Annotated in this window: 14 protein-coding genes, 1 rRNA gene and 2 pseudogenes; 10 read left to right on the top strand and 7 right to left on the bottom strand. The window is 70.3% G+C overall.

The genetic code is table 11. The annotated features are described in order from the left end of the window. Positions 1–95 (top strand): 5S ribosomal RNA (gene rrf, locus ABZ098_RS32580); the annotation flags it as partial. Positions 96–195: 100 nt separating this feature from the next. On the opposite strand, the gene ABZ098_RS32575 is transcribed toward rrf, so the two are convergent. The 5 genes from ABZ098_RS32575 to ABZ098_RS32555 are packed head-to-tail and all read right to left on the bottom strand — an operon-like array spanning position 196 to position 5,767. After that, positions 196–1,506: a DUF58 domain-containing protein gene (locus tag ABZ098_RS32575; protein ID WP_356597287.1), complete on the bottom strand. Its 1,311-nt coding sequence runs from the start codon at positions 1,504–1,506 to the stop codon at positions 196–198. After that, a complete protein-coding gene (locus ABZ098_RS32570; protein WP_356597285.1) occupies positions 1,506–2,495 on the bottom strand; it encodes a MoxR family ATPase in 990 nt (329 codons plus the stop codon). Before ABZ098_RS32570 ends, ABZ098_RS32575 begins: the two co-directional genes overlap by 1 nt. Continuing rightward, complete coding sequence (locus ABZ098_RS32565; protein ID WP_356597283.1) at positions 2,495–3,697, bottom strand: DUF4350 domain-containing protein; 1,203 nt, start codon at positions 3,695–3,697, stop codon at positions 2,495–2,497. The genes ABZ098_RS32570 and ABZ098_RS32565 overlap by 1 nt, the downstream gene beginning before the upstream one ends. Beyond that, positions 3,694–4,410 (bottom strand): DUF4129 domain-containing protein, encoded by a 717-nt coding sequence (locus ABZ098_RS32560; protein ID WP_356597301.1) that lies wholly within the window; start codon positions 4,408–4,410, stop codon positions 3,694–3,696. The genes ABZ098_RS32565 and ABZ098_RS32560 overlap by 4 nt, the downstream gene beginning before the upstream one ends. 31 nt (positions 4,411–4,441) lie before the next feature. Continuing rightward, positions 4,442–5,767, bottom strand: coding sequence for a glycerophosphoryl diester phosphodiesterase membrane domain-containing protein (locus ABZ098_RS32555; protein ID WP_356597281.1), 1,326 nt, complete (start codon positions 5,765–5,767; stop codon positions 4,442–4,444). A gap of 140 nt (positions 5,768–5,907) precedes the next feature. On the opposite strand from ABZ098_RS32555, the gene mtnA reads away from it, so the two are divergent. The 8 genes and pseudogenes from mtnA to ABZ098_RS32515 all read left to right on the top strand — a co-directional run bounded on the left by mtnA (position 5,908) and on the right by ABZ098_RS32515 (position 16,010). Further along, positions 5,908–7,056, top strand: a complete 1,149-nt coding sequence (mtnA, locus tag ABZ098_RS32550) for an S-methyl-5-thioribose-1-phosphate isomerase (protein ID WP_356597279.1) — start codon at positions 5,908–5,910, stop codon at positions 7,054–7,056. 147 nt (positions 7,057–7,203) lie between these two features. Next, complete coding sequence (mtrA, locus tag ABZ098_RS32545) at positions 7,204–7,893, top strand: two-component system response regulator MtrA (RefSeq protein ID WP_187281934.1); 690 nt, start codon at positions 7,204–7,206, stop codon at positions 7,891–7,893. Between the two features lies 1 nt (position 7,894). After that, positions 7,895–9,964: an MtrAB system histidine kinase MtrB gene (gene mtrB / locus ABZ098_RS32540; protein WP_356597277.1), complete on the top strand. Its 2,070-nt coding sequence runs from the start codon at positions 7,895–7,897 to the stop codon at positions 9,962–9,964. Continuing rightward, positions 9,954–11,798: an LpqB family beta-propeller domain-containing protein gene (locus ABZ098_RS32535; RefSeq protein WP_356597275.1), complete on the top strand. Its 1,845-nt coding sequence runs from the start codon at positions 9,954–9,956 to the stop codon at positions 11,796–11,798. Before mtrB ends, ABZ098_RS32535 begins: the two co-directional genes overlap by 11 nt. 304 nt (positions 11,799–12,102) lie before the next feature. Then, positions 12,103–12,390 (top strand): annotated as a pseudogene (locus ABZ098_RS32530) (ComF family protein); the annotation flags it as partial. A gap of 636 nt (positions 12,391–13,026) precedes the next feature. Then, a pseudogene (locus ABZ098_RS32525) lies at positions 13,027–13,476 on the top strand (ComF family protein); the annotation flags it as partial. An 892-nt stretch (positions 13,477–14,368) separates the two neighbouring features. Next, positions 14,369–15,061, top strand: a complete 693-nt coding sequence (gene raiA, locus ABZ098_RS32520; RefSeq protein ID WP_356597273.1) for a ribosome-associated translation inhibitor RaiA — start codon at positions 14,369–14,371, stop codon at positions 15,059–15,061. Positions 15,062–15,263: 202 nt separating this feature from the next. Further along, a complete protein-coding gene (locus ABZ098_RS32515; RefSeq protein ID WP_356597271.1) occupies positions 15,264–16,010 on the top strand; it encodes a response regulator transcription factor in 747 nt (248 codons plus the stop codon). Here ABZ098_RS32515 and ABZ098_RS32510 read toward each other — a convergent pair. Further along, a complete protein-coding gene (locus ABZ098_RS32510) occupies positions 15,996–17,189 on the bottom strand; it encodes a crosslink repair DNA glycosylase YcaQ family protein (protein ID WP_356597269.1) in 1,194 nt (397 codons plus the stop codon). The two genes, ABZ098_RS32515 and ABZ098_RS32510, sit on opposite strands and share 15 nt — an antisense overlap. 49 nt (positions 17,190–17,238) lie before the next feature. Continuing rightward, on the bottom strand, positions 17,239–17,811 hold the full coding sequence (locus ABZ098_RS32505; protein ID WP_356597267.1) for a GNAT family N-acetyltransferase: 573 nt from the start codon (positions 17,809–17,811) through the stop codon (positions 17,239–17,241). A gap of 271 nt (positions 17,812–18,082) precedes the next feature. On the opposite strand from ABZ098_RS32505, the gene secA reads away from it, so the two are divergent. Then, positions 18,083–20,923 carry a preprotein translocase subunit SecA gene (gene secA / locus ABZ098_RS32500; RefSeq protein ID WP_356597265.1) on the top strand — a complete coding sequence of 947 codons (2,841 nt, stop codon included), beginning with the start codon at positions 18,083–18,085 and terminating at the stop codon, positions 20,921–20,923. The last annotated feature ends 102 nt before the right edge of the window (positions 20,924–21,025 follow it).

Raw genomic sequence — 21,025 nt, 5'->3', positions numbered from 1 at the left:
AAACGCCCGGTTACATTCCGAACCCGGAAGCTAAGCCTTACAGCGCCGATGGTACTGCAGGGGGGACCCTGTGGGAGAGTAGGACACCGCCGAACTCCTTTTAATGAAAGGGCCCACACCTCATGGTGTGGGCCCTTTTGTGTTACGGGTTAGGTGTATTTTTCTTGAGGGGGCGCTTTGCGCCCCCTTCTTTGTTTACAGGCGACCCGCTGCTTTCAGCGCCAGATATGCGTCGGCCAGAGCTGGAGCCAGGTCGTCCGGTGTCGCGTCGACGACAGTTACTCCGTGGCGGCGGAGTTGTTCCGCCGTGCGATGGCGTTCCGTCTGGGCCTGGGCAGCGGCCGCGGCCTCGTAGACAGCGTCAGCGTTGCCGCGAGCCGTGGCCATGCGGGCGATATAGGGATCCGCCACTGAGGCCAGAAGGACAGTGTGCCGTTGGGTGAGCTGAGGAAGGACAGGTAGCAGGCCTTCCTCGATGGGCGCGGCGTCGAGACTGGTGAGCAGCACGATCAAAGAGCGGCGAGGGGCCGTACGCAGGGCCGTGGCGGTGAGGCCCCGGGCGTTCGTTTCGACGAGTTCGGGTTCGAGAGTGGCCATCGCGTTGACCAGCGAGGGGAGCAGGTCGTTGGCTGTTCGGCCCTGGACCAGGGCGCGTACTCCGCGGTCGTATGCGAGGAGGTCCACGCGGTCGCCGGCGCGGGAGGCGAGGGCTGCCAGGAGCAGGGCCGCGTCCATGGAGGCGTCGAGGCGGGGGGCGTCGCCGACACGGCCTGCTGATGTGCGGCCGGTGTCGAGGACGACGAGGATGTGGCGGTCGCGTTCGGGGCGCCAGGTGCGCACGGCGACGGAGGTCTGGCGGGCTGTCGCTCGCCAGTCGATGGAACGGGTGTCGTCGCCGGGGACGTACTCGCGCAAGCTGTCGAATTCTGTGCCCTCGCCGCGGGTGAGGACGCTGGTGCGGCCGTCGAGCTCGCGTAGGCGGGCGAGCTTTGAGGGGAGGTGCTTGCGGCTGGTGAACGGGGGCAGGACGCGGACCGTCCAGGGGACCTTGTGTGTGCCCTGGCGGGAGAAGAGCCGGAGGGGGCCGTAGGAGCGAATCGTCACTCGGTCCGCGTGGCGGTCACCGCGGCGGGTGGGGCGTAGGCGAGTGGTGAGGCGGCGGCGTTCGCCGGCCGGGACCGTCAACCGGTGGCGGGAGGCTTCCACCTCCGTGCCGGGCTGCCAACTGCTGGGGGGCCAGGCGTCGCGGACTTGGGCGCGGAGTGGGCGGGCGGACGGGTTTGTGACCGTGAGGGTGACGTCGGCCGTCTCGCCCAGGCGGGCGGAGGTGTCGCCGGACCGGGTCAGGCCGAGGCGTCGTACGGGTGCCGCCAGGGCGAAGTCGCAGGCGCAGGCCACTGCGAGGGGGGCGTTGACCGCGAGGATGCCTGTCCAGCTTGGTTCCCAGATGCCGACGGGGAGGGAGCCCAGAGCTGCGAGGAGTGCGGCGCGTCCGGTGAAGGCCATCAGCGGGGGACCGGGACGTGGGCGAGGATCGCGTTGATGACGGAGTCGGCCGTCACGCCCTCCATCTCGGCCTCAGGGCGCAGTTGTACGCGGTGGCGGAGGGTCGGGAGGGCCAGGGCCTTCACGTCGTCGGGGATGACGTAGTCGCGGCCGGTGAGCCATGCCCACGCGCGCGAGGTGGCCAGGAGGGCCGTGGCGCCGCGCGGGGAGACGCCCAGGGTGAGGGACGGGGACTCGCGGGTGGCTCGGCAGATGTCGACGACGTACGCGGTGATCTCGGGGGAGACGGTCGTTTTCGCGACTGCCGCACGTGCGGCCTCGAGGTCGGCGGGCCCTGCCACGGGGCGTAGGCCGGCGGCTTTGAGGTCGCGGGGGTTGAAGCCCTCGGCGTGGCGGGTGAGGACGTCGATCTCGTCCTGGCGGGAGGGGAGCGGGATCGTGAGCTTGAGGAGGAAACGGTCCAACTGGGCTTCGGGGAGGGGGTAGGTGCCCTCGTACTCCACCGGGTTCTGGGTGGCGGCGACGAGGAAGGGGTCGGGAAGGAGGCGTGGGGTGCCGTCGACCGTGACCTGGCGCTCCTCCATGGCTTCCAGGAGGGACGACTGGGTCTTCGGTGGGGTGCGGTTGATCTCGTCCGCGAGGAGGAGGTTGGTGAAGACCGGGCCGGGCTGGAAGGAGAACTCGGCGCTGCGGGTGTCGTAGACCAGGGAGCCCGTCACGTCGCTCGGCATGAGGTCGGGAGTGAACTGGACGCGTTTGGTGTCGAGTTCCAGTGCGGATGCGAGGGCGCGGACGAGCAACGTTTTGGCGACCCCAGGGACTCCTTCCAGTAGTACGTGTCCGCGGCAGAGGAGGGCGACGACAAGACCGGTCACGGCGGGGTCCTGGCCGACCACGGCTTTGGCGATCTCGGCGCGCAGGGCTTCCAGTGCGGCCCGGGCGGTGTCCGGGTTCCCGGTGCTCCCGGCGTTGTCAGTGGTCGGGTCCATCATGAACGGCGTACCTCTCTTTCGAGGGCGTCGAGTTGGTCGGCTAGGGAGATGAGGGCTGCGTCGTCGCCGGACGGCGGGCCGAAGAGCAGGGAGTGCAGGGGCTGCCCGTCACCGTCGCTGCGGAGATGGGCGGACAGGGCGGGGAGCAGGGCTTCGGGTGCGTGCGCCTGGGTGACGGGGACGCCTACGAGGGGGGCGAGGCGGGTGCGGGTGGTGGAGCGAAGAGCGGCGGCCGCGCGGTCGCGGGCGTTGGCCTTGCGGTAGAGGCGGGCGCGGCCTTCGACGGTCTCGGAGGCGCGGATCGCCACGGGAAGTTTCTCGGGCACCAGGGGGCCGAGTCGGCGTGCCCGCCACAGGGCGGCCAGTGCTGCCGCGAAGAAGAGCTGGAGCGTGCCCCAGAGCCAGCCCGAGGGGAGCAGGTCGAGGAAGCCCTTTTCCTCGCCGGGGTCGGCGGTGGAGGAATCGGAGAGCGAGGGGAGGTACCAGACCAGATGGGGGCGGGAGCCGAGGAGTTGGAGGGCGAGCGAGGCGTTGCCCTGCTCGTCGAGGGTGTCGTTGTAGAGGATGTCGGGCGCTCCGAGTACGACGGTGTCGCCGTCCCCGGAGGCCGCCGGGACGCGCACCAGGGTGGGCAGGCGTTCGCTCGGGTAGCACTCGTCGTTGCCGGGGTGGGTGACGGTGTAGCGGATGCCGCCGGTGTCGGCGGTGCCCGCGCGCCGGGCCGCCGGCAGGTCGCAGTCGGGGGAGAGTGTCGAGTCGAGGCTGGTGGCGGGGTCGGCGACGACGCCGGGGGCCAGCCGTTCGACGGACCAGCTGCCGGGGGCGACGAGGACGGTGCGCCCGTCGGAGTCGGAGGTCGCGGAGTGCAGTCGGCTCTGCTGGCGGTGCGTCAGGAGGTCGGGTACGGCGACCAGGAGCGTGGTGTCGGGGCCGGCGGCGGCGCGCGCCTCGTCCAGGGTGGTGACCACGCGGGTGTCGACGCCTCGGTCGGCGAGGAGTTCGGCGACTGCACGGCTGCCGAAGGGGTCCGCGGAGCGCGGGTCGAGGCTGCCGTGGCGTTCGGTGGAGCGGATCGCCGCGATCACCACAGCCGCGACGAGGAGCAGGACGAGGGCAAGTGCGACGCCTCGCGCGCGGGTCCACACCTGACGGGCGGTGGGCGAGGCCGAGGTGGACGGGAGCGTGGCCTCGGTGGTCATTCGGCGGCTCCCTGGCGGGCGTTGTGGTCCGCGCTGTGGCTGCTCGTGCTGTTCGTCAGTACTGGCTTGGTGCGTTCCAGGTCGCGGTCGAGTTCGGCGATGCGGTGGTACGACTGCTCGGTCGCGGCCCTGCCGCCGTACGTGACGTCGTCGAAGTCCCGGGCGGCGGAACGCAGCCGGTCGGTGTGGGAGGGCAGGGCGCGGCCCGCTTCCGCGGCGGCCTCGTCCGCGGTGCGGCCGGGACGGATGTCGAGGAGGGCGCGTTCCTCCAGGGAGCGCACGATCGCGCGCATGCGCTCCTGGACGGCCTGGTTCCAGTGGCCCTGGGCTGCGTGTGCCTCGGCGGCCGAACGGTGGTCGGCGGCGCTGCGGGGGCGGTCGTCGAACAGGGCGGCTGAGGAGGCGGGCCCGCGGCTCGGGGTGCCCAGGCGCCACCACAGTGCGCCGACGACCAGGATGATCGCGGCGATGACGACGACCAGCCCGAGTGCTCCGCCCGGTGTCGCCGACGAGGCGGCGTTGAACAACTTGTCGACCCAGTCCCAGAACGCGTTGAGGGCGCGCTGGAACCAACTGGGGTCGTTCTCGTGGTACATGCGCTTGGACAGTTCGCGGCGGGCCGCCTCCCGCGCGGGGTCGCGCGGGGTCGTCAGCGGCGGTTCGTCGGCGGACCGCGCCAGGGACAGCACGGAGGTGTCGACGGCGCGCAGCATGGTGAGCACTCCCCCCGGCAGGTTCACCGCATCAGCTCCCGGGAGTGGCGCCGGTGCCGTAGCCCTGGACGCCGGCCGCGCGGGCCAGTTCGAGGTCGAGGGCCTCGCGGCGAATGCGCTGGTCGATGTAGAGGAGCACGGTGACGCCCGCCGAGATCGGGAAGGTGATGGTGGAGCCGATCACCGAGCCGATGCCGCTGATGATGAGGAACGTCCAGCCGAGGTCGCCAGTGCCGTTGACGAAGCCGCCGACACCTTCGCCGCTGAGCGCCGCGGCGAGGAAGGTGAAGGGGATGACGACGATCGCCGCGACGATGTTCGCGATGATCCCGGCCAGCAGTTGGATGCCGAGGACCCGCCACCAGGAACCGCGGACCAGCTTCGTGGAGCGGCTCATCGACTTCACGATGCTCTGCTTCTCCAGCATCAGAGCGGGCGAGGCCAGGGAGAAGCGGATCATCAGCCACAGCGCGACGACGCCGGCGCCGAGGACGCCCAGGATCACGAGGGCGATACCGCCGCCGTCGGAGCCCGCGGCGGCCACGAGAATGCCGGGCAGCGCCCCGACGGCGAACAGGCCGAAGGCGATGAGCATCAGCAGGAAGATCAGGCCGAACAGCCTGGGCACCTGCGGGCGGGCGTCACGCCAGGCCTCACCGGTGGTGACCGGCCTGCCGAGGACGGCCCGGCTGGTGACGGTCGTCAGCATCGCGGTCGCAGCGATCGTGCCGATCAGGGAGATCAGGAAGACGACGGTGGAACCGAGCATGGTCTCGCCCAGGGCGCGGGTCAGCTCGTCGGCGCTGGCGCTGGGGTCGTTGAGGGCCTCGGTCCCCGCGCTGTCGTTCAGGACGAAGCCCTGGAGCAGGATGACGAGGACCTCGGTCACGACGGCGACGGTCAGGGAGATACCGAGGACCGTCCGCCAGTAGGTGCGCATGGTGGAGACCGCGCCGTCGAGGATCTCGCCCACGCCGAGCGGGCGCAGCGGGATCACGCCGGGCTTGGCCGCGGGTGGGGGGCCGCCCCAGCCGCCGTAGCCGCCGCCCCAGCCCGGGGGAGGGCTGTAGCCACCGGGCGGGCCCGCAGGGGGCTGTGTGCCCCAGCCCGGGCCGGGCGGTGGGGGCGGAGGGGCCTGTCCGGGAGGAGCGGCGGGGCCGGTGGGGGCGGACCATTGACCGGCCGGGGGCTGCTCCTGGGACCACTTCGAGCCGGCGCCCTGCGGGTTGTCCTCCGGCTGCTGCGCGGGCTTCTCAGTGTCTGGCCGGGCGGCGGGCTCGGCGGGACCGGACGTGCCGGGCTCGTGCCCGTCGGACGGGGCGGATCCGGGCGAGGCCCAGCCCGGAGTGTCGTTCATCGTCGCTCCTTCACGGTGCCCGTCCGCGGTCGCGGCGGCAGGTTGGCAGCCATCGTGCCATGGGGTGGTCGGCGAGGGACCAGCCGCGGTATGGGCTGCGCACCTTCAATACTCCGGCGGACAAGGGGCAGACTGATCGCATGGCTGATCAGTACGTGCAAACCGGCGAGGACAGCAAGCCCACCGAGATCCCGGCGATCCGCTGGGAGGAGCCACCCGAAGGCCCCGTGCTGGTGCTTCTCGACCAGACGAGGCTGCCGGCCGAGGAGGTCGAACTGGTCTGTACGGACGCGTCCGCGCTGGTGGAGGCGATCCGTTCGCTCGCCGTGCGCGGGGCGCCGTTGCTCGGCATCGCGGGGGCGTACGGGGTCGCGCTTGCCGCCGCGCGCGGGTTCGACGTGGAGGAGGCGGCGACCGGGCTGGCGGGTGCGCGTCCGACTGCCGTGAACCTCGCTGTCGGGGTACGCAGAGCCGAGGCCGCCTACCGGGCCGAGCTCGGCAAGAGCGGTGACCAGGAACTGGCGGCCGGGGCGGCGCTGGCCGCGGCGCGCAGGCTGCACCGGGAGGACGCGGCGGCCAGTGCCGCGATGGCCGAGCGTGGGCTGGCCCTGCTGGACGAGCTGCTGCCGGGCGGCGGCCACCGGATCCTGACGCACTGCAACACCGGTTCGCTGGTGTCGGGCGGCGAGGGCACGGCGTTCGCGGTGGCGCTCGCGGCTCACCGCGCGGGGCGGCTGCGGCGGCTGTGGGTGGACGAGACGCGTCCGCTGCTCCAGGGCGCCCGGCTGACGGCGTACGAGGCGGCGCGCAGCGGGATGGCGTACACCTTGCTGACCGACAACGCGGCGGGCTCGCTGTTCGCGGCGGGGGAGGTGGACGCGGTGCTGATCGGGGCCGACCGGATCGCGGCCGACGGCTCGGTGGCGAACAAGGTGGGGAGTTATCCACTGGCGGTGCTCGCGCGGTACCACCATGTGCCGTTCATCGTGGTGGCGCCGGTGACCACGGTGGATCCGGAGACGCCGGACGGGGCGTCGATCGAGGTGGAGCAGCGGGCCGGGCACGAGGTGACCGAGATCGTGGCGCCCCAGGCGCCGGTGGCGGGGGCCGAGGCGGGCGGCGGGATTCCGGTGGCGCCGCTGGGGACGCAGGCGTACAACCCGGCCTTCGACGTGACGCCGCCGGAGCTGGTGACGGCGATCGTCACGGAGGAGGGCGTGGTGTCGCCGGTGACGGCTGAGGCTCTTGCCGAGCTGTGTGCGAGGGCGCGGGAGGTGACGATGAGCTGACGCGGGTGCGGTGGCCACGCATCGCGCCCGACATCGCGGGCCGCGTCCATGGCGGCGGTCGAGGCAGACAGTGACCGTCCGGTACGACTAAGGTCACTGGTCGGTGAGCTGTCTCACCACTGCCTTCACCACTGTTATGAGAATGGGATGATGTCGTTTATGAAGGGACGAGTCCTTGTCGTCGACGACGACACCGCACTTGCCGAGATGCTGGGCATTGTGCTGCGTGGTGAAGGTTTTGAGCCGTCTTTCGTAGCCGACGGTGACAAGGCGCTGGCCGCGTTCCGAGAGGCCAAGCCGGATCTGGTGCTGCTGGATCTGATGCTGCCCGGGCGGGACGGTATCGAGGTGTGCCGTCTGATCAGGGCGGAGTCCGGGGTGCCGATCGTGATGCTGACGGCCAAGAGCGACACCGTGGATGTCGTCGTGGGCCTGGAGTCCGGTGCCGACGACTACATCGTGAAGCCGTTCAAGCCGAAGGAGCTCGTGGCCCGGATCAGGGCGCGGCTTCGCCGGTCGGAGGAGCCGGCTCCCGAGCAGCTGGCCATCGGTGACCTGGTCATCGATGTGGCCGGCCACTCCGTGAAGCGGGAAGGGCAGTCGATCGCGCTGACGCCGCTGGAGTTCGACCTGCTGGTCGCGCTCGCGCGCAAGCCGTGGCAGGTGTTCACGCGTGAGGTGCTGCTCGAACAGGTGTGGGGTTACCGGCACGCCGCCGACACCCGGCTCGTCAACGTGCATGTGCAGCGGCTGCGTTCCAAGGTCGAGAAGGACCCGGAGCGGCCGGAGATCGTGGTGACCGTCCGTGGTGTGGGTTACAAGGCAGGGCCAAGCTGACATGTCCGGAGACAGCGCCGCTTCGTCGCCCGGGCGGACCGGGGTGAGTACGGGGCGGCCTGTCGGGCGGAAGAGGGCCGGCTCCCGCTGGGGGCGGTTCCTCGAGGGCGGCCTGCTCCAGGGCGGCGTCCAGGGCAGCCCGGTCCTGAGGCTCTTCATGCGCTGGGTACGTCGGCCGCTGCTGCCCGTGATGCGGTTGTGGCGGCGCAACATCCAGCTCAAGGTCGTCGTCACGACCCTGCTGATGTCGCTCGGCGTGGTCCTTCTGCTGGGTTTCGTCGTCATCGGTCAGGTGCGCAATGGTCTCCTCGACGCCAAGGTCAAGGCGTCGCAGAGCCAGGCCACCGGCGGGTTCGCGGTGGCCAGGCAGAAGGCGGAGGAGGCCGACGCCGGGACCGACGACACGGCTGCGGCGGACGGTCGGTCCGACCAGTTCGTCATCGAGTGGATGAGCAACCTCGTCTACTCGCTCTCCAGCGGCGGTCAGGGCGCCTTCGACGTGGTGACCCTGCCGGTGGGCGGCGACAGCGGGAGCGGGCGCGGGCCGCGCGCCTCCGGCGACGTCGATCCGACGGCCAGCGTGCCCGAGGCGCTGCGCGAGAAGGTCGACGACAGTACGGCCGCCGCGCAGAGCTACACCCGCATCGTCTACGACGCCGACGAGGAGTCCCAGCCGGCCCTGGTCATCGGCAAGCAGGTCAACGACCCCAACGGCGACCCGTACCAGCTTTACTACCTCTTCCCGCTCACCCAGGAGGAGAAGTCGCTCAGCCTGGTCAAGGGCACCCTGGCGACCGCCGGGCTCTTCGTCGTCGTACTGCTCGGAGCCATCGCCTGGCTCGTGGTGCGGCAGGTCGTGACGCCGGTGCGGATGGCGGCCGGGATCGCCGAGCGGCTGTCCGCCGGGCGCCTCCAGGAGCGGATGAAGGTCACCGGCGAGGACGACATCGCGCGGCTCGGCGAGGCCTTCAACAAGATGGCGCAGAACCTTCAGCTCAAGATCCAGCAGCTGGAGGACCTGTCGAGGATGCAGCGGCGGTTCGTGTCGGACGTGTCGCACGAGCTGCGGACGCCGCTGACGACCGTACGGATGGCCGCCGACGTCATCCATGACGCGCGCGAGGACTTCGATCCGATGACCGCGCGGTCGGCCGAACTGCTCGCCGACCAGCTCGACCGGTTCGAGACCTTGCTCGCGGACCTGCTGGAGATCAGCCGGTTCGACGCGGGTGCGGCGGCGCTGGAGGCCGAGCCGATAGACCTCAGGGAGGTCGTGCGGCGGGTCGTCAGCGGGGCCGCACCGCTCGCCGAGCGCAAGGGCACGACGGTCCGGATCGTGGGCGACCAGCAGCCGGTCGTCGCCGAGGCCGACGCCCGTCGGGTGGAGCGGGTGCTGCGCAATCTCGTCGTCAACGCCGTGGAGCACGGTGAGGGCAAGGACGTCGTGGTCAAGCTGGCCGCGGCGGGCGGGGCGGTCGCGGTCGCGGTGCGCGACTACGGGGTCGGGCTCAAGCCCGGCGAGGCCACGCGCGTGTTCAGCCGCTTCTGGCGGGCCGACCCGGCACGCGCGCGTACCACAGGCGGCACGGGGCTCGGCCTGTCCATCGCCCTGGAGGACGCCCGGCTGCACGGAGGCTGGCTCCAGGCGTGGGGTGAGCCGGGCGGCGGCTCCCAGTTCCGGCTGACGCTGCCCAGGACGGCGGACGAGCCGTTGCGGGGCTCGCCGATACCGTTGGAGCCCAAGGACTCGCGGCGCAACCGTGGACTCGATGACGCCGGCCTGCCGCGCGGGGGCGGTGACAAGGCGGCCACCGTTCCGGTCCAGCCGAAGGGCGATCAGGTGACCGCGCGGGATCCGATAGTGCCCCGGGCGGGCACGGCGACCCCCACGGCCGATCCGACGGCGCTGCCCGGCAATGGCGCGCGCGTGGTGCCCCGGCCGACGTCAGGTGCTCGGCGGCCGGAAGGTTCGGCCGCGGGGGACACGCCCGGTGCTGAGACCGGCGGCCGCTCGGACTCCGGGGCGCAGGAGTCGTACGAACAGCAGGGGGAGGCATTCCGTGGACGCTGACCGCGAGGGAGGCGGCCGGCGCACGCCGGGGCGCGCGGCGGTCTACGTCGCCTGTGGCGTCGTACTGCTGGCGGGGTGCGCCTCCATGCCGGACAGCGGGGATCTGCGCGGGGTGGACTCCACGCCGCGCCAGGACACGCAGGTGCGGGTCTTCGCGATGCCGCCGCAGGAGGACGCCGAGCCCACGGACATCGTGCAGGGCTTCTTGGAGGCGCTGACCAGCGACGATCCGAACTACGAGACGGCCCGCCAGTACCTGACCCCGAGCGCGGCGAAGCAGTGGCAGCCTGGGCTTTCCACCACCGTGCTCGACGACGGGCCCGGTGCCGACGTCGTGCCGCCCGTGGACCGGGAGCAGGGTGAGGACACGTCGTTCACGCTGGTCGGCACCAAGGTGGCCGTGGTGGACGCGCAGCAGTCGTACACGCCGGCGTCGGGCGAGTACCGGGAGACCGTGCACCTCGTCCACGACAAGAAGACCAAGCAGTGGCGGATCGACAGCCCTCCGCGGGGTGTCGTCATGGGGAAGTCGGACTTCCAGCGGAACTACGTGTCCGTCAACAAGTACTACTTCGCCTCGAACACCAGGTCGGCGACGGCCCCGCAGACCGTGGCGGTCGCCGACCCGGTGTACGTGCGCGAGCGCGTGGACCCGATGACACAGTTGGTGCGGTCGCTGCTCAGCGGGCCGACGAGCTGGCTCGACCCCGTCGTCAGGACGAGTTTCCCCACCGGTACGGCCCTCAGGAGCGGCGTCTCCTCGCTGGCTCCCGACGACCGGAGCACGCTGACGGTGCCGCTCAACGCCAAGGCCAGGAACGTCGGCCTGGACCAGTGCAAGGCGATGGCGGCCCAACTGCTGTTCACCCTGCAGAATCTCACCCCTGCCGTGGACGACGTCGAACTGCAGGCGGGCGGCAAGCAGTTGTGTACCGCCGCGGAGAGCGAGGCCAACGGGGACGCCACGCGCGGATCGGTCGAGCGCCCCGAGTTCCTGTACTTCGTCAACGGTGAGCACCGGCTGGTGCGGGTCTCGGCCGAGTCGGACGGCAGCGGTACGAAGGCTCAGCCGGTGTCGGTCCCAGGAGCGCTGGGCGACGGTGAAAAGGACCTGCGGTCGGTGGCTGTCTCTCGTGACGAGCACACGGCGGCCGGTGTCTCCGTCGACGGCAAGGAGCTGTACGTCGGATCACTGGTGTCGGGCGGGTCGCTCGGGGAGCCGATGCTGGTCAGCGGCGGCAAGACGGACGCGGACCGGCTGACCACGCCGAGCTGGGACACCGAGGGCGACCTGTGGGTGGCCGACCGGAACCCCGCCGATCCCCGACTGCTGATGTTCAAGGAGGGCGCGGGCAAGCCGCTGGTCGTGGAGACCCCCGGCCTGGACGGACGTATCAAGGACCTGCGCGTGGCCGCCGACGGGGTGCGGATCGCGCTCGTCGTGGAGAAGGGCGGCAAGCAGTCGCTGTTCATCGGGCGGATCGAGCGCGAGGGCAGGACCGGCGACCCGCAGAGCGTCTCGGTGCGGGAACTGCGCTCCACGACACCGGATCTGGAGGAGGTCGCGACCATGTCGTGGGCCGGCGACAGCAGGCTCGTGGTGGTCGGCCGCGAGCGGGGCGGTGTGCAGCAGACGCGGTACGTCCAGGTCGACGGCTCCACCCCGGAGGGGCCGCCGCCGGCCGCGCTCACGGGTGTGAAGGAGATCGCGGCGTCCGAGGACGACGAGATGCCCTTGGTGGCCTACTCGGAGGACGGGATCGTACGACTGCCGGCCGGGGCGCAGTGGCAGAAGGTGGACGCGGACGGGACGGCTCCGGTCTATCCGGGGTGAGGTGACGGGACCGCGCTGTCGGGAGCGGCCGCTTTTGCCGGGGTGAGGCCCTGGTGAGGGTGGCCGCTTTTGTTTGGGGCGGGTGGGGCATTCGCGGCTTCGGGGTTGCGCGGATTCGCTGGGTGCGTGGGCCGGAATCGGCGCACGGGGGTGAATCGGGGGGCGTGTCGACCAGCCGGTTAGCTGTATAGGGCCGGGATTTGTAAATGGGAACTCCTGTTCGTGTTGGAAGGTCCCTGGGTTTTCCACAGGCAGTTATCCACAGGGGTGGTCGGTCGACTTCGGCGTTGGCACAGTGGTGGGCATGCGGGGGTGGTGGCAGGACCTCACTGATCTGGTGCTGCCGGCCGAGTGCGGAGGCTGCGGGAAGCCTCGCACGGTGCTCTGTCCGGAGTGCCGTGCCGCCCTGGACGGGGCCGCGCCGAGCCGGGTGCGACCGGTGCCGGAACCGCCCGGACTGCCGGCCGTACATGCGGCGGCTCGGTATGCGGACTCGGTACGGGCGGTACTGCTGGCTCACAAGGAGAGGGGGGTGCTGGGCCTTGCGGGGCCACTCGGTACGGCGCTGGCGGGGGCTGTACGGGCGGCTGTGCGGGAGGTGTGTGAGGCGGGGGGTGAGGGGTCGGTGCTGGGACGGTCTCGGGGGAGCTGGGAGCCGGGTTGTGGGGCTTTGGCGGGGGGCGGGGAGTTGGAGGGGGCCCATGGGGAGTTGGAGGGCGGCGGGGTTTTCGAGCCGGGGGCTGTGGGGCTTGGCGGGGTGGGGGTGCGGGCTGGCCGGGCGGGGGTGTCTGGGAGCCGGACCGGTTGGACGGGGGTGTCGAGGGTCTCTGCCGGTGGGACCGGGTGGTCGGGGACGGTCGGCGGGGTCGGTGAGGGGGCTTGGGCTGGGAGTGGAGGTGCTGCGGGTGTAGAGGCCTTGAGTGGAGGCGCGGGCGCGGGCGCGGGTGGGGGTGTGGTCGTGCCCAGCGGGGAGGTGTCGACGGAGGCGGAGGTCTTTGGTAGGGGCTGTGGCACGGCAGCTGTAGGGGGCCGCCTGGGCAGGGGCGGGTACGCGGCGGGTGTGGGTGCGTTGGGTAGCGGCAGCGGCAGCGGCAGCGGCAGGGGCACCGGCAGCGATGGCGATGGCGGTGTGGCGGGGGCGGAGGCTCTGGGCGCGGGTGACGTGTCTAGTGGTGAGGCTCCGGCCGCGCGTGGCGTGTCCGGTGGTGAAGCCCCACCTGCGGGTGACATGTCCGGTGGTGAAGCCCCGGTCGCAGGTGGCCTACGGCATAGCGAGACGTTGGCCGGGGTCGGTGGCCCGCAGTCCCGTGCATTCAGCGGTGATGGTTGGGCGACGGAGGGGCTCGGTGTGCCGGTCTTGCTCGTTCCCGTGCCGTCCGCGCGGCGGGCGGTTCGGGCTCGGGGGCATGATCCGGCGCGGCGGATCGCGCTCGCGGCGGCAGGTGAGCTGCGGCGGGCGGGGATGTCGGCACGAGTGGTGGCCGTACTGCGGCAGCGGCGGGGGGTGGCCGACCAGTCGGGGCTCAACTCCCGGCAGCGCAGGGACAATCTCGAGGGCGCGCTGACCGTGGTGCCCGGCGGCGGACGGCTCCTGGCCGAGGGGCTGGTCGTGCTGGTCGACGACCTGATGACTACGGGTGCGTCCCTGACCGAGGCGGCGCGGGCCGTCCGGGAAGCGAGGGCTCGGGAGAACCGGGAGCGGGTGGTGGCGGCAAACCGGGAGGAGATGGCTCGGGAGAACCGGGCAGTGAGCGCGCGGCAGGACATCGCGCACCGCGGTGATCGGACGACCGGCGGGCACCGTGATCATCGGCAACGGGGAGGAGAAGAGCACAGAGGTCGTGGGCCGTCGGAGATGGGAGCGTGGTCCGGTGGTCGACGGCCGGACGCGGGTGCGTGGCAGGGGCATGGGAGGCCGGAGTGTCGGAGGCCGGTGACAGCGGGGCAACGGGCCCGAGGGCAGTGGAGAACGGACGGGCAGTGGAGAACGGACGGACGTCATGGCGAACGGCCGTGGGAGGGCAGCGGGCGTCATGGTGGACGAGCGATGGCCGGATGCGGCGATGAAGCGCCGAGCCTCGTGTACACCGCCCCAACTCGGGAAGGCATGGGGGAACGGATGATCGCAGTGGCGGAGGAGGACATGGGCCGGGAGCGCTGCTGGGCGTCAACGACGGGCAGCCATGGCGTCGGTGACGTCATCTGCGCGGCCGTGGTCGCGGCCTCGCCGGATTCTTTCGAAATAAACCGGAACTGACTGCGTAGTTGCATCGTTGCAGGTTACGAGAGAGTCAATTCACCTGAACGGAGGTACGCCGCGGTAGAGGGTGACGACATCCGTCCAGGCGAGATATGTTCGGTTGTGAGAGAAAGGCGCAGGCCACACCTCGCAAATCCGAATGCCGTGCCCGCGGGATTTCCACCATCACCCGCGACGGTGGAATGGAGATCTTGCCCGCGGGGGAGGAGGTGGACGTCACCGAGTCCGTAGGTTCCGGGGCTCACCGGAGCCTGGTGCAAAAGGGAGATGCTCCGCATCGAGGCGGAGCGATCCGGGAACGGAGTTCTGCGTGGACATCGTCGTCAAGGGCCGCAAGACCGAGGTGCCCGAGCGGTTCCGCAAGCACGTGGCCGAGAAGCTGAAGCTGGAGAAGATCCAGAAGCTCGACGGCAAGGTGATCAGCCTCGACGTCGAGGTGTCCAAGGAGCCGAACCCCCGACAGGCCGACCGCTGTGACCGAGTGGAGATCACGCTCCGCTCCCGCGGTCCGGTGATCCGGGCGGAAGCGGCAGCCAGCGACCCGTACGCGGCACTCGACCTGGCGGCGGAGAAGCTGGACGCCCGGCTGCGCAAGCAGCACGACAAGCGCCACACACGCAGGGGCGCACGGCGGCTCACGGCGGCCGAGGTCGCCGACCACGTCCCGGACGCGGCGACGCTCAACGGCAACGGCCTCCCCGTCCACGAGGAAGAGTCGGACGGCGTGCCCACCAAGAGGATCGGCTCGCTGGAGATCAAGGGTGAAGGCCCCCTCGTCGTCCGTGAGAAGACCCACGTCGCCTCCCCGATGACCCTCGACCAGGCGCTCTACGAGATGGAACTGGTCGGGCACGACTTCTATCTGTTCGTCGACTCCGAGACCAAGGAACCGAGTGTCGTCTACCGGCGGCACGCCTACGACTACGGCGTCATCCACCTGAGCACGGACCCGATGGTCGCCCGGGCGCACTCTCCCGCGGCCGGCGACACGACGGGTAGCTGACCCTGCCGGATGACAGATGAGCCGGTGCCCCTGGAGCGCGTGTGCGCCCCCAGGGGCACCCGCGTGCGACCACTTCGCGCACCGCTCTGTCACCTCACTGTCGTCCGGGCATGAAATCATGAGGCCACCGGCCCAACCGGTGGGTCGTTGCCTTGGGTTGGCGATGGCACAGGACCAGCCACAGCCTTCAGGGGGAGGAACGATGGCGGACAGCTTCGGACCGCTGCACGGCGAGGACGCCGGCGACGGCGTCGTCGGCATGGGCGCGGACACGGGCTCTCCACGCAAGGAACCGATCCGGGTCCTCGTCGTGGACGACCACGCCCTCTTCCGGCGCGGACTGGAGATCGTGCTCGCGGCCGAGGAGGACATCCAGGTCGTGGGGGAGGCGGGCGACGGCGCCGAGGCCGTCGACAAGGCCGCCGACCTGCTGCCGGACATCGTCCTGATGGACGTGCGGATGCCCAAGCGGGGTGGGATCGAGGCCTGTACCTCCATCAAGGAAGTGGCACCCAGCGCCAAGATCATCATGTTGACGATCAGCGATGAGGAAGCCGACCTCTACGACGCGATCAAGGCGGGCGCGACCGGATATCTCCTCAAGGAGATCTCGACGGACGAGGTGGCCACCGCCATTCGCGCCGTGGCCGACGGCCAGTCGCAGATCAGCCCCTCCATGGCGTCGAAACTGCTCACCGAGTTCAAGTCGATGATCCAGCGGACGGACGAGCGCCGTCTCGTGCCGGCCCCTCGGCTGACCGACCGGGAGCTGGAAGTCCTCAAGCTCGTCGCCACCGGGATGAACAACCGCGACATCGCGAAGGAGTTGTTCATCTCCGAGAACACCGTGAAGAACCATGTGCGCAACATCCTGGAGAAGCTGCAACTGCACTCCAGGATGGAGGCCGTGGTCTACGCGATGCGGGAGAAGATCCTAGAGATCCGCTAGCTCCTTCATGAGGGGCTCGCGCAGCTCCGGCGCGTCCACCCGCTCGACCCGGATGTCCGTGCAGTCCACCCAGCTCGCCGCCTCGACCAGAGCCTGGGCCACCGCCGGGACCGCCTTGGGGCCGTCCAGAGTGACCTGCCTGGCCACCAGCGTGGCCCCCTCCCGGGCCGGGTCGACGCGGCCGACCAGACGGCCACCTGCCAGGACCGGCATCGCGAAATAGCCGTAGACCCGCTTGGGCTTGGGGACGTACGCCTCCAGGCGGTGGGTGAAGCCGAAGATCCGCTCCGTGCGCGCGCGTTCCCAGATCAGGGAGTCGAACGGGGACAGCAGCGTGGTGCGGTGGCGGCCGCGCGGGGGTGTCTCCAGGGCCGCGGGGTCGGCCCAGGCGGGCTTGCTCCAGCCCTCGACCGTGACCGGCACCAGGCCCGAGTCGGCGATCACCGCGTCGACCTGCTCGCCCTTGAGGCGGTGGTAGTCGGCGATGTCCGCGCGCGTGCCGACGCCCAGCGATCGGCCGGCCAGCTGGACCAGGCGGCGTACGCACTCGGTGTCGTCCAGCTCGTCATGGAGCAGGTCCGCGGGGACGGCACGCTCGGCGAGGTCGTACACACGCTTCCAGCTGCGGCGCTCCACGCAGACCACCTCGCCGTACATCAGGGCGCGCTCGACGGCGACCTTGGTGCCGGACCAGTCCCACCACTCGCTGGTCTTCTTCGCGCCGCCCAACTCCGTGGCGGTGAGGGGGCCTTCGGTGCGGAGCTGCTTGATGACCTGGTCGTAGGTGCCGTCCGGGAGCTGGTGGTTCCAGTGCGGGCGGCTGCGGTAGGCGCGGCGGCGGAAGGCGAAGTGGGGCCATTCCTCGATGGGGAGGATGCACGCCGCGTGCGACCAGTACTCGAAGGCGTGGGGTCGCGCCGGAGGCGCGCCAACGGGAGCGGTGGTCCAGTAGGCGTCCTCCACCTTCTTGCGGCCCACCGCGCCGAGCCGGGCGTACGGGATCAGCTCGTGGGAGCGGGCGAGTACCGAGATGGTGTCGAGCTGGACCGCGCCGAGGTGACGGAGGACGCCGCGTACTCCGGCCCGGCGGTCGGGAGTGCCTAGGAAGCCCTGGGCACGCAGGGCGATACGGCGGGCCTCGTCGGCGGAGAGGTCGGTGGTGGGGCGCGCGGTCGTCATGGGTTCGAAGATAGGGCCCGGCACTGACAACGCGAGGTGATCCGCGGATCTACCGGGGAGCGGGCAGATACTGCGCCGTCGACGGCAGGCCCAGGTCCGACGGCAGCAGCGCGCCCACCCAGCAGTCCCGGCGCACGCCCTGGTGGGCGATACAGGAGCGCAGGACGCCCTCGATGACGAAACCGGCGCGTTCGGCCACCGCGAGGGAGGGCTGGTTGCCCACTTCCGCGCGCCACTCCACGCGGTCGATGGACAGCTCGGTGAAGGCCCAGCGGGAGGCGGCGAGCACGGCCTCGGTGACGTAACCGTGGCCGCGGTGCTCCTTGGTGGCCCAGTAGCCGATCTCGGCCGTGCCGGGTGCGCGCATGGTCAGTCCCAGCATGCCGACCAGGTCCTCCCCTTCGGGGAGGAAGAGCCCCCACGTGAACATCGTGTCGTTCGCCCAGCCCGTCGGGACGAGCTGCTCCGTGAAGCTCTGGGCGTGCTCCACCAGGTAGGGCGAGGGGATCGTGGTCCAGCGCAGGATGTCGGGGTCCTGTGCTGCGGCGAGGACGGTCTCGGTGTCCTGCGAGGCGGGTGGGCGCAGCAGGAGACGGTCCGTGGTCAGCGTGACGGGTTCCATCGGCCGATTCTGCTCAGGTGTTCGGGGCGGACGCCATCGTTTTAGCTGTGAGTGAGCGGGTGATCACAATTCGCGCAATTCGTGAGCGGGGTGCGGCACCATCGGCGTTCTCCGTCCGTTGTCCCCTTTGAAACAGATTTGAAGCAGCTGACAGTCGGCCTACCCGCCAGGCCTCCCGACGCGGCGGGGTCCTCGCATACGATGGCCGTTGCTCAGTAAGTCAAATGGAAACCGACCGTCCCAGGCCCGACCGGCAAGGAGACCAACCCCCGTGTCCGTCCTCTCGAAGATCATGCGTGCAGGCGAAGGCAAGATCCTGCGCAAGCTGCACCGCATCGCGGACCAGGTCAACTCCATCGAAGAGGACTTCGTCGACCTCTCCGACGCCGAGCTGCGGGCCCTGACCGAGGAGTACAAGCAGCGGTACGCCGACGGTGAGAGCCTGGACGACCTGCTGCCCGAGGCGTTCGCCACCGTGCGCGAGGCCGCCAAGCGTGCGCTGGGCCAGCGCCACTACGACGTGCAGATCATGGGCGGCGCCGCCCTCCACCTCGGCTACGTGGCCGAGATGAAGACCGGTGAGGGCAAGACGCTCGTCGGCACGCTGCCCGCGTACCTGAACGCGCTGTCCGGCAAGGGCGTCCACCTCATCACGGTCAACGACTACCTGGCCGAGCGCGACTCCGAGATGATGGGCCGCGTCCACAAGTTCCTGGGCCTCGAGGTCGGTTGCATCCTCGCCAACATGACGCCGGCCCAGCGCCGCGCGCAGTACGCCTGCGACATCACGTACGGCACGAACAACGAGTTCGGGTTCGACTACCTGCGCGACAACATGGCGTGGTCCAAGGACGAACTCGTCCAGCGCGGCCACAACTTCGCCATCGTCGACGAGGTCGACTCCATCCTGGTCGACGAGGCCCGTACGCCGCTGATCATCTCCGGCCCGGCCGACCAGGCCACCAAGTGGTACGGCGACTTCGCCAAGCTGGTCACCCGCCTGAAGAAGGGCGAGGCCGGCAACCCGCTCAAGGGCATCGAGGAGACCGGCGACTACGAGGTCGACGAGAAGAAGCGCACGGTCGCCATCCACGAGTCCGGTGTCAGCAAGGTCGAGGACTGGCTGGGCATCGACAACCTCTACGAGTCGGTGAACACCCCTCTGGTGGGCTACCTGAACAACGCCATCAAGGCGAAGGAGCTCTTCAAGAAGGACAAGGACTACGTCGTCATGGACGGCGAAGTCATGATCGTCGACGAGCACACCGGCCGTATCCTCGCCGGCCGCCGTTACAACGAGGGCATGCACCAGGCGATCGAGGCGAAGGAAGGGGTGGACATCAAGGACGAGAACCAGACCCTCGCCACGATCACCCTGCAGAACTTCTTCCGCCTGTACAAGCGCCACGACCACAACGGCAAGGAACAGCCCGGTCTGTGCGGCATGACCGGTACGGCGATGACCGAGGCCGCCGAGTTCCACCAGATCTACAAGCTCGGCGTGGTCCCGATCCCGACGAACAGGCCGATGATCCGCAAGGACCAGTCGGACCTGATCTACCGCACCGAGGTCGCGAAGTTCGAGGCGGTCGTCGACGACATCGTCGAGAAGCACGAGAAGGGTCAGCCGATCCTCGTCGGTACGACGTCGGTCGAGAAGTCCGAGTACCTGTCGCAGCAGCTGTCCAAGCGCGGCGTCCAGCACGAGGTGCTGAACGCCAAGCAGCACGACCGTGAGGCGACCATCGTCGCCCAGGCCGGCCGCAAGGGCGCCGTCACCGTCGCCACGAACATGGCCGGCCGTGGTACCGACATCAAGCTCGGCGGCAACCCCGAGGACCTCGCCGAGGCGGAGCTGCGTCAGCGCGGCCTCGACCCCGAGGAGCACATCGAGGAGTGGGCCGCCGCTCTGCCGGCCGCCCTGGAGAAGGCCGAGCGGGCGGTCAAGGCGGAGTTCGAGGAGGTCAAGGAGCTCGGCGGCCTCTACGTCCTCGGTACCGAGCGGCACGAGTCGCGCCGTATCGACAACCAGCTGCGCGGTCGTTCCGGCCGTCAGGGCGACCCCGGCGAGTCCCGCTTCTACCTCTCGCTGGGCGACGACCTGATGCGGCTGTTCAAGGCCCAGATGGTCGAGCGCGTCATGTCGATGGCGAACGTCCCCGACGACGTCCCGATCGAGAACAAGATGGTCACGCGCGCGATCGCGTCCGCGCAGTCGCAGGTCGAGCAGCAGAACTTCGAGACCCGTAAGAACGTCCTGAAGTACGACGAGGTCCTCAACCGCCAGCGCGAGGTCATCTACGGCGAGCGCCGCCGGGTCCTGGAGGGCGAGGACCTCCAGGAGCAGATCGTGCACTTCATGGACGACACGATCGACGCGTACGTCGCGGCGGAGACCGCCGAGGGCTTCGCTGAGGACTGGGATCTCGACCGCCTGTGGGGCGCGTTCAAGCAGCTCTACCCGGTGAAGATCACCGTGGAGGAGCTGGAGGACGCGGCGGGCGACCGCGCGGGTCTGACCGCCGAGTACATCTCCGAGTCCATCAAGGACGACATCCACGAGCAGTACGCGGCCCGCGAGGCGCAGCTCGGCTCCGAGATCATGCGTGAGCTGGAGCGCCGGGTCGTGCTGTCGGTCCTGGACCGCAAGTGGCGCGAGCACCTCTACGAGATGGACTACCTCCAGGAGGGCATCGGCCTGCGCGCGATGGCCCAGAAGGACCCGCTGGTCGAGTACCAGCGCGAGGGCTTCGACATGTTCACCGCCATGATGGAGGGCATCAAGGAGGAGTCCGTCGGCTACCTGTTCAACCTGGAGGTCCAGGTCGAGCAGCAGGTCGAGGAGGTCCCGGTCGAGGACGAGAAGCCGTCCCTCGCCAAGCAGGACTCCGTTCCGGCGCAGGCCGGCGCGCGTCCCGAGATCCGCGCGAAGGGCCTCGACGCTCCGCAGCGCAGGGACCTGCACTTCTCCGCGCCGACCGTGGACGGCGAGGGCGGCGTCATCGAGGGCGAGTTCGCCGACGACGACGAGCCCGTGCGCTCCGAGGCGGACGGCCTCACGCGCGCGGAGCGGCGCAAGCAGTCCCGTGGTCGGGGGCGGCGCAAGAAGTAGTGGCTACGGCGCGATGGGCGCCGTGGCGGTCGGTGTGACGGCACCCGGAGTGCCGTAGCAGCCGATATGGCGGTGCCCTGGGCGCCGTAGCGAAGCAAGGGC

This window comes from Streptomyces sp. NPDC006335, from assembly GCF_040612795.1.
In the GTDB taxonomy this organism is placed as follows: Bacteria; Actinomycetota; Actinomycetes; order Streptomycetales; family Streptomycetaceae; genus Streptomyces.
This window is presented reverse-complemented; position numbering and strand designations above follow the sequence as displayed.

Coding starts and splice junctions, on each gene's coding strand:
- mtrB (WP_356597277.1), top strand. CDS start 7,895: ATGTCCGGAGACAGCGCCGCTTCGTCGCCCGGGCGGACCGGGGTGAGT.
- mtrA (WP_187281934.1), top strand. CDS start 7,204: ATGATGTCGTTTATGAAGGGACGAGTCCTTGTCGTCGACGACGACACC.
- ABZ098_RS32570 (WP_356597285.1), bottom strand. CDS start 2,495: ATGGACCCGACCACTGACAACGCCGGGAGCACCGGGAACCCGGACACC.
- ABZ098_RS32560 (WP_356597301.1), bottom strand. CDS start 4,410: ATGCTGCGCGCCGTCGACACCTCCGTGCTGTCCCTGGCGCGGTCCGCC.
- ABZ098_RS32510 (WP_356597269.1), bottom strand. CDS start 17,189: ATGACGACCGCGCGCCCCACCACCGACCTCTCCGCCGACGAGGCCCGC.
- ABZ098_RS32575 (WP_356597287.1), bottom strand. CDS start 1,506: ATGGCCTTCACCGGACGCGCCGCACTCCTCGCAGCTCTGGGCTCCCTC.
- mtnA (WP_356597279.1), top strand. CDS start 5,908: ATGGCTGATCAGTACGTGCAAACCGGCGAGGACAGCAAGCCCACCGAG.
- ABZ098_RS32555 (WP_356597281.1), bottom strand. CDS start 5,767: ATGAACGACACTCCGGGCTGGGCCTCGCCCGGATCCGCCCCGTCCGAC.
- ABZ098_RS32505 (WP_356597267.1), bottom strand. CDS start 17,811: ATGGAACCCGTCACGCTGACCACGGACCGTCTCCTGCTGCGCCCACCC.
- ABZ098_RS32515 (WP_356597271.1), top strand. CDS start 15,264: ATGGCGGACAGCTTCGGACCGCTGCACGGCGAGGACGCCGGCGACGGC.
- ABZ098_RS32565 (WP_356597283.1), bottom strand. CDS start 3,697: ATGACCACCGAGGCCACGCTCCCGTCCACCTCGGCCTCGCCCACCGCC.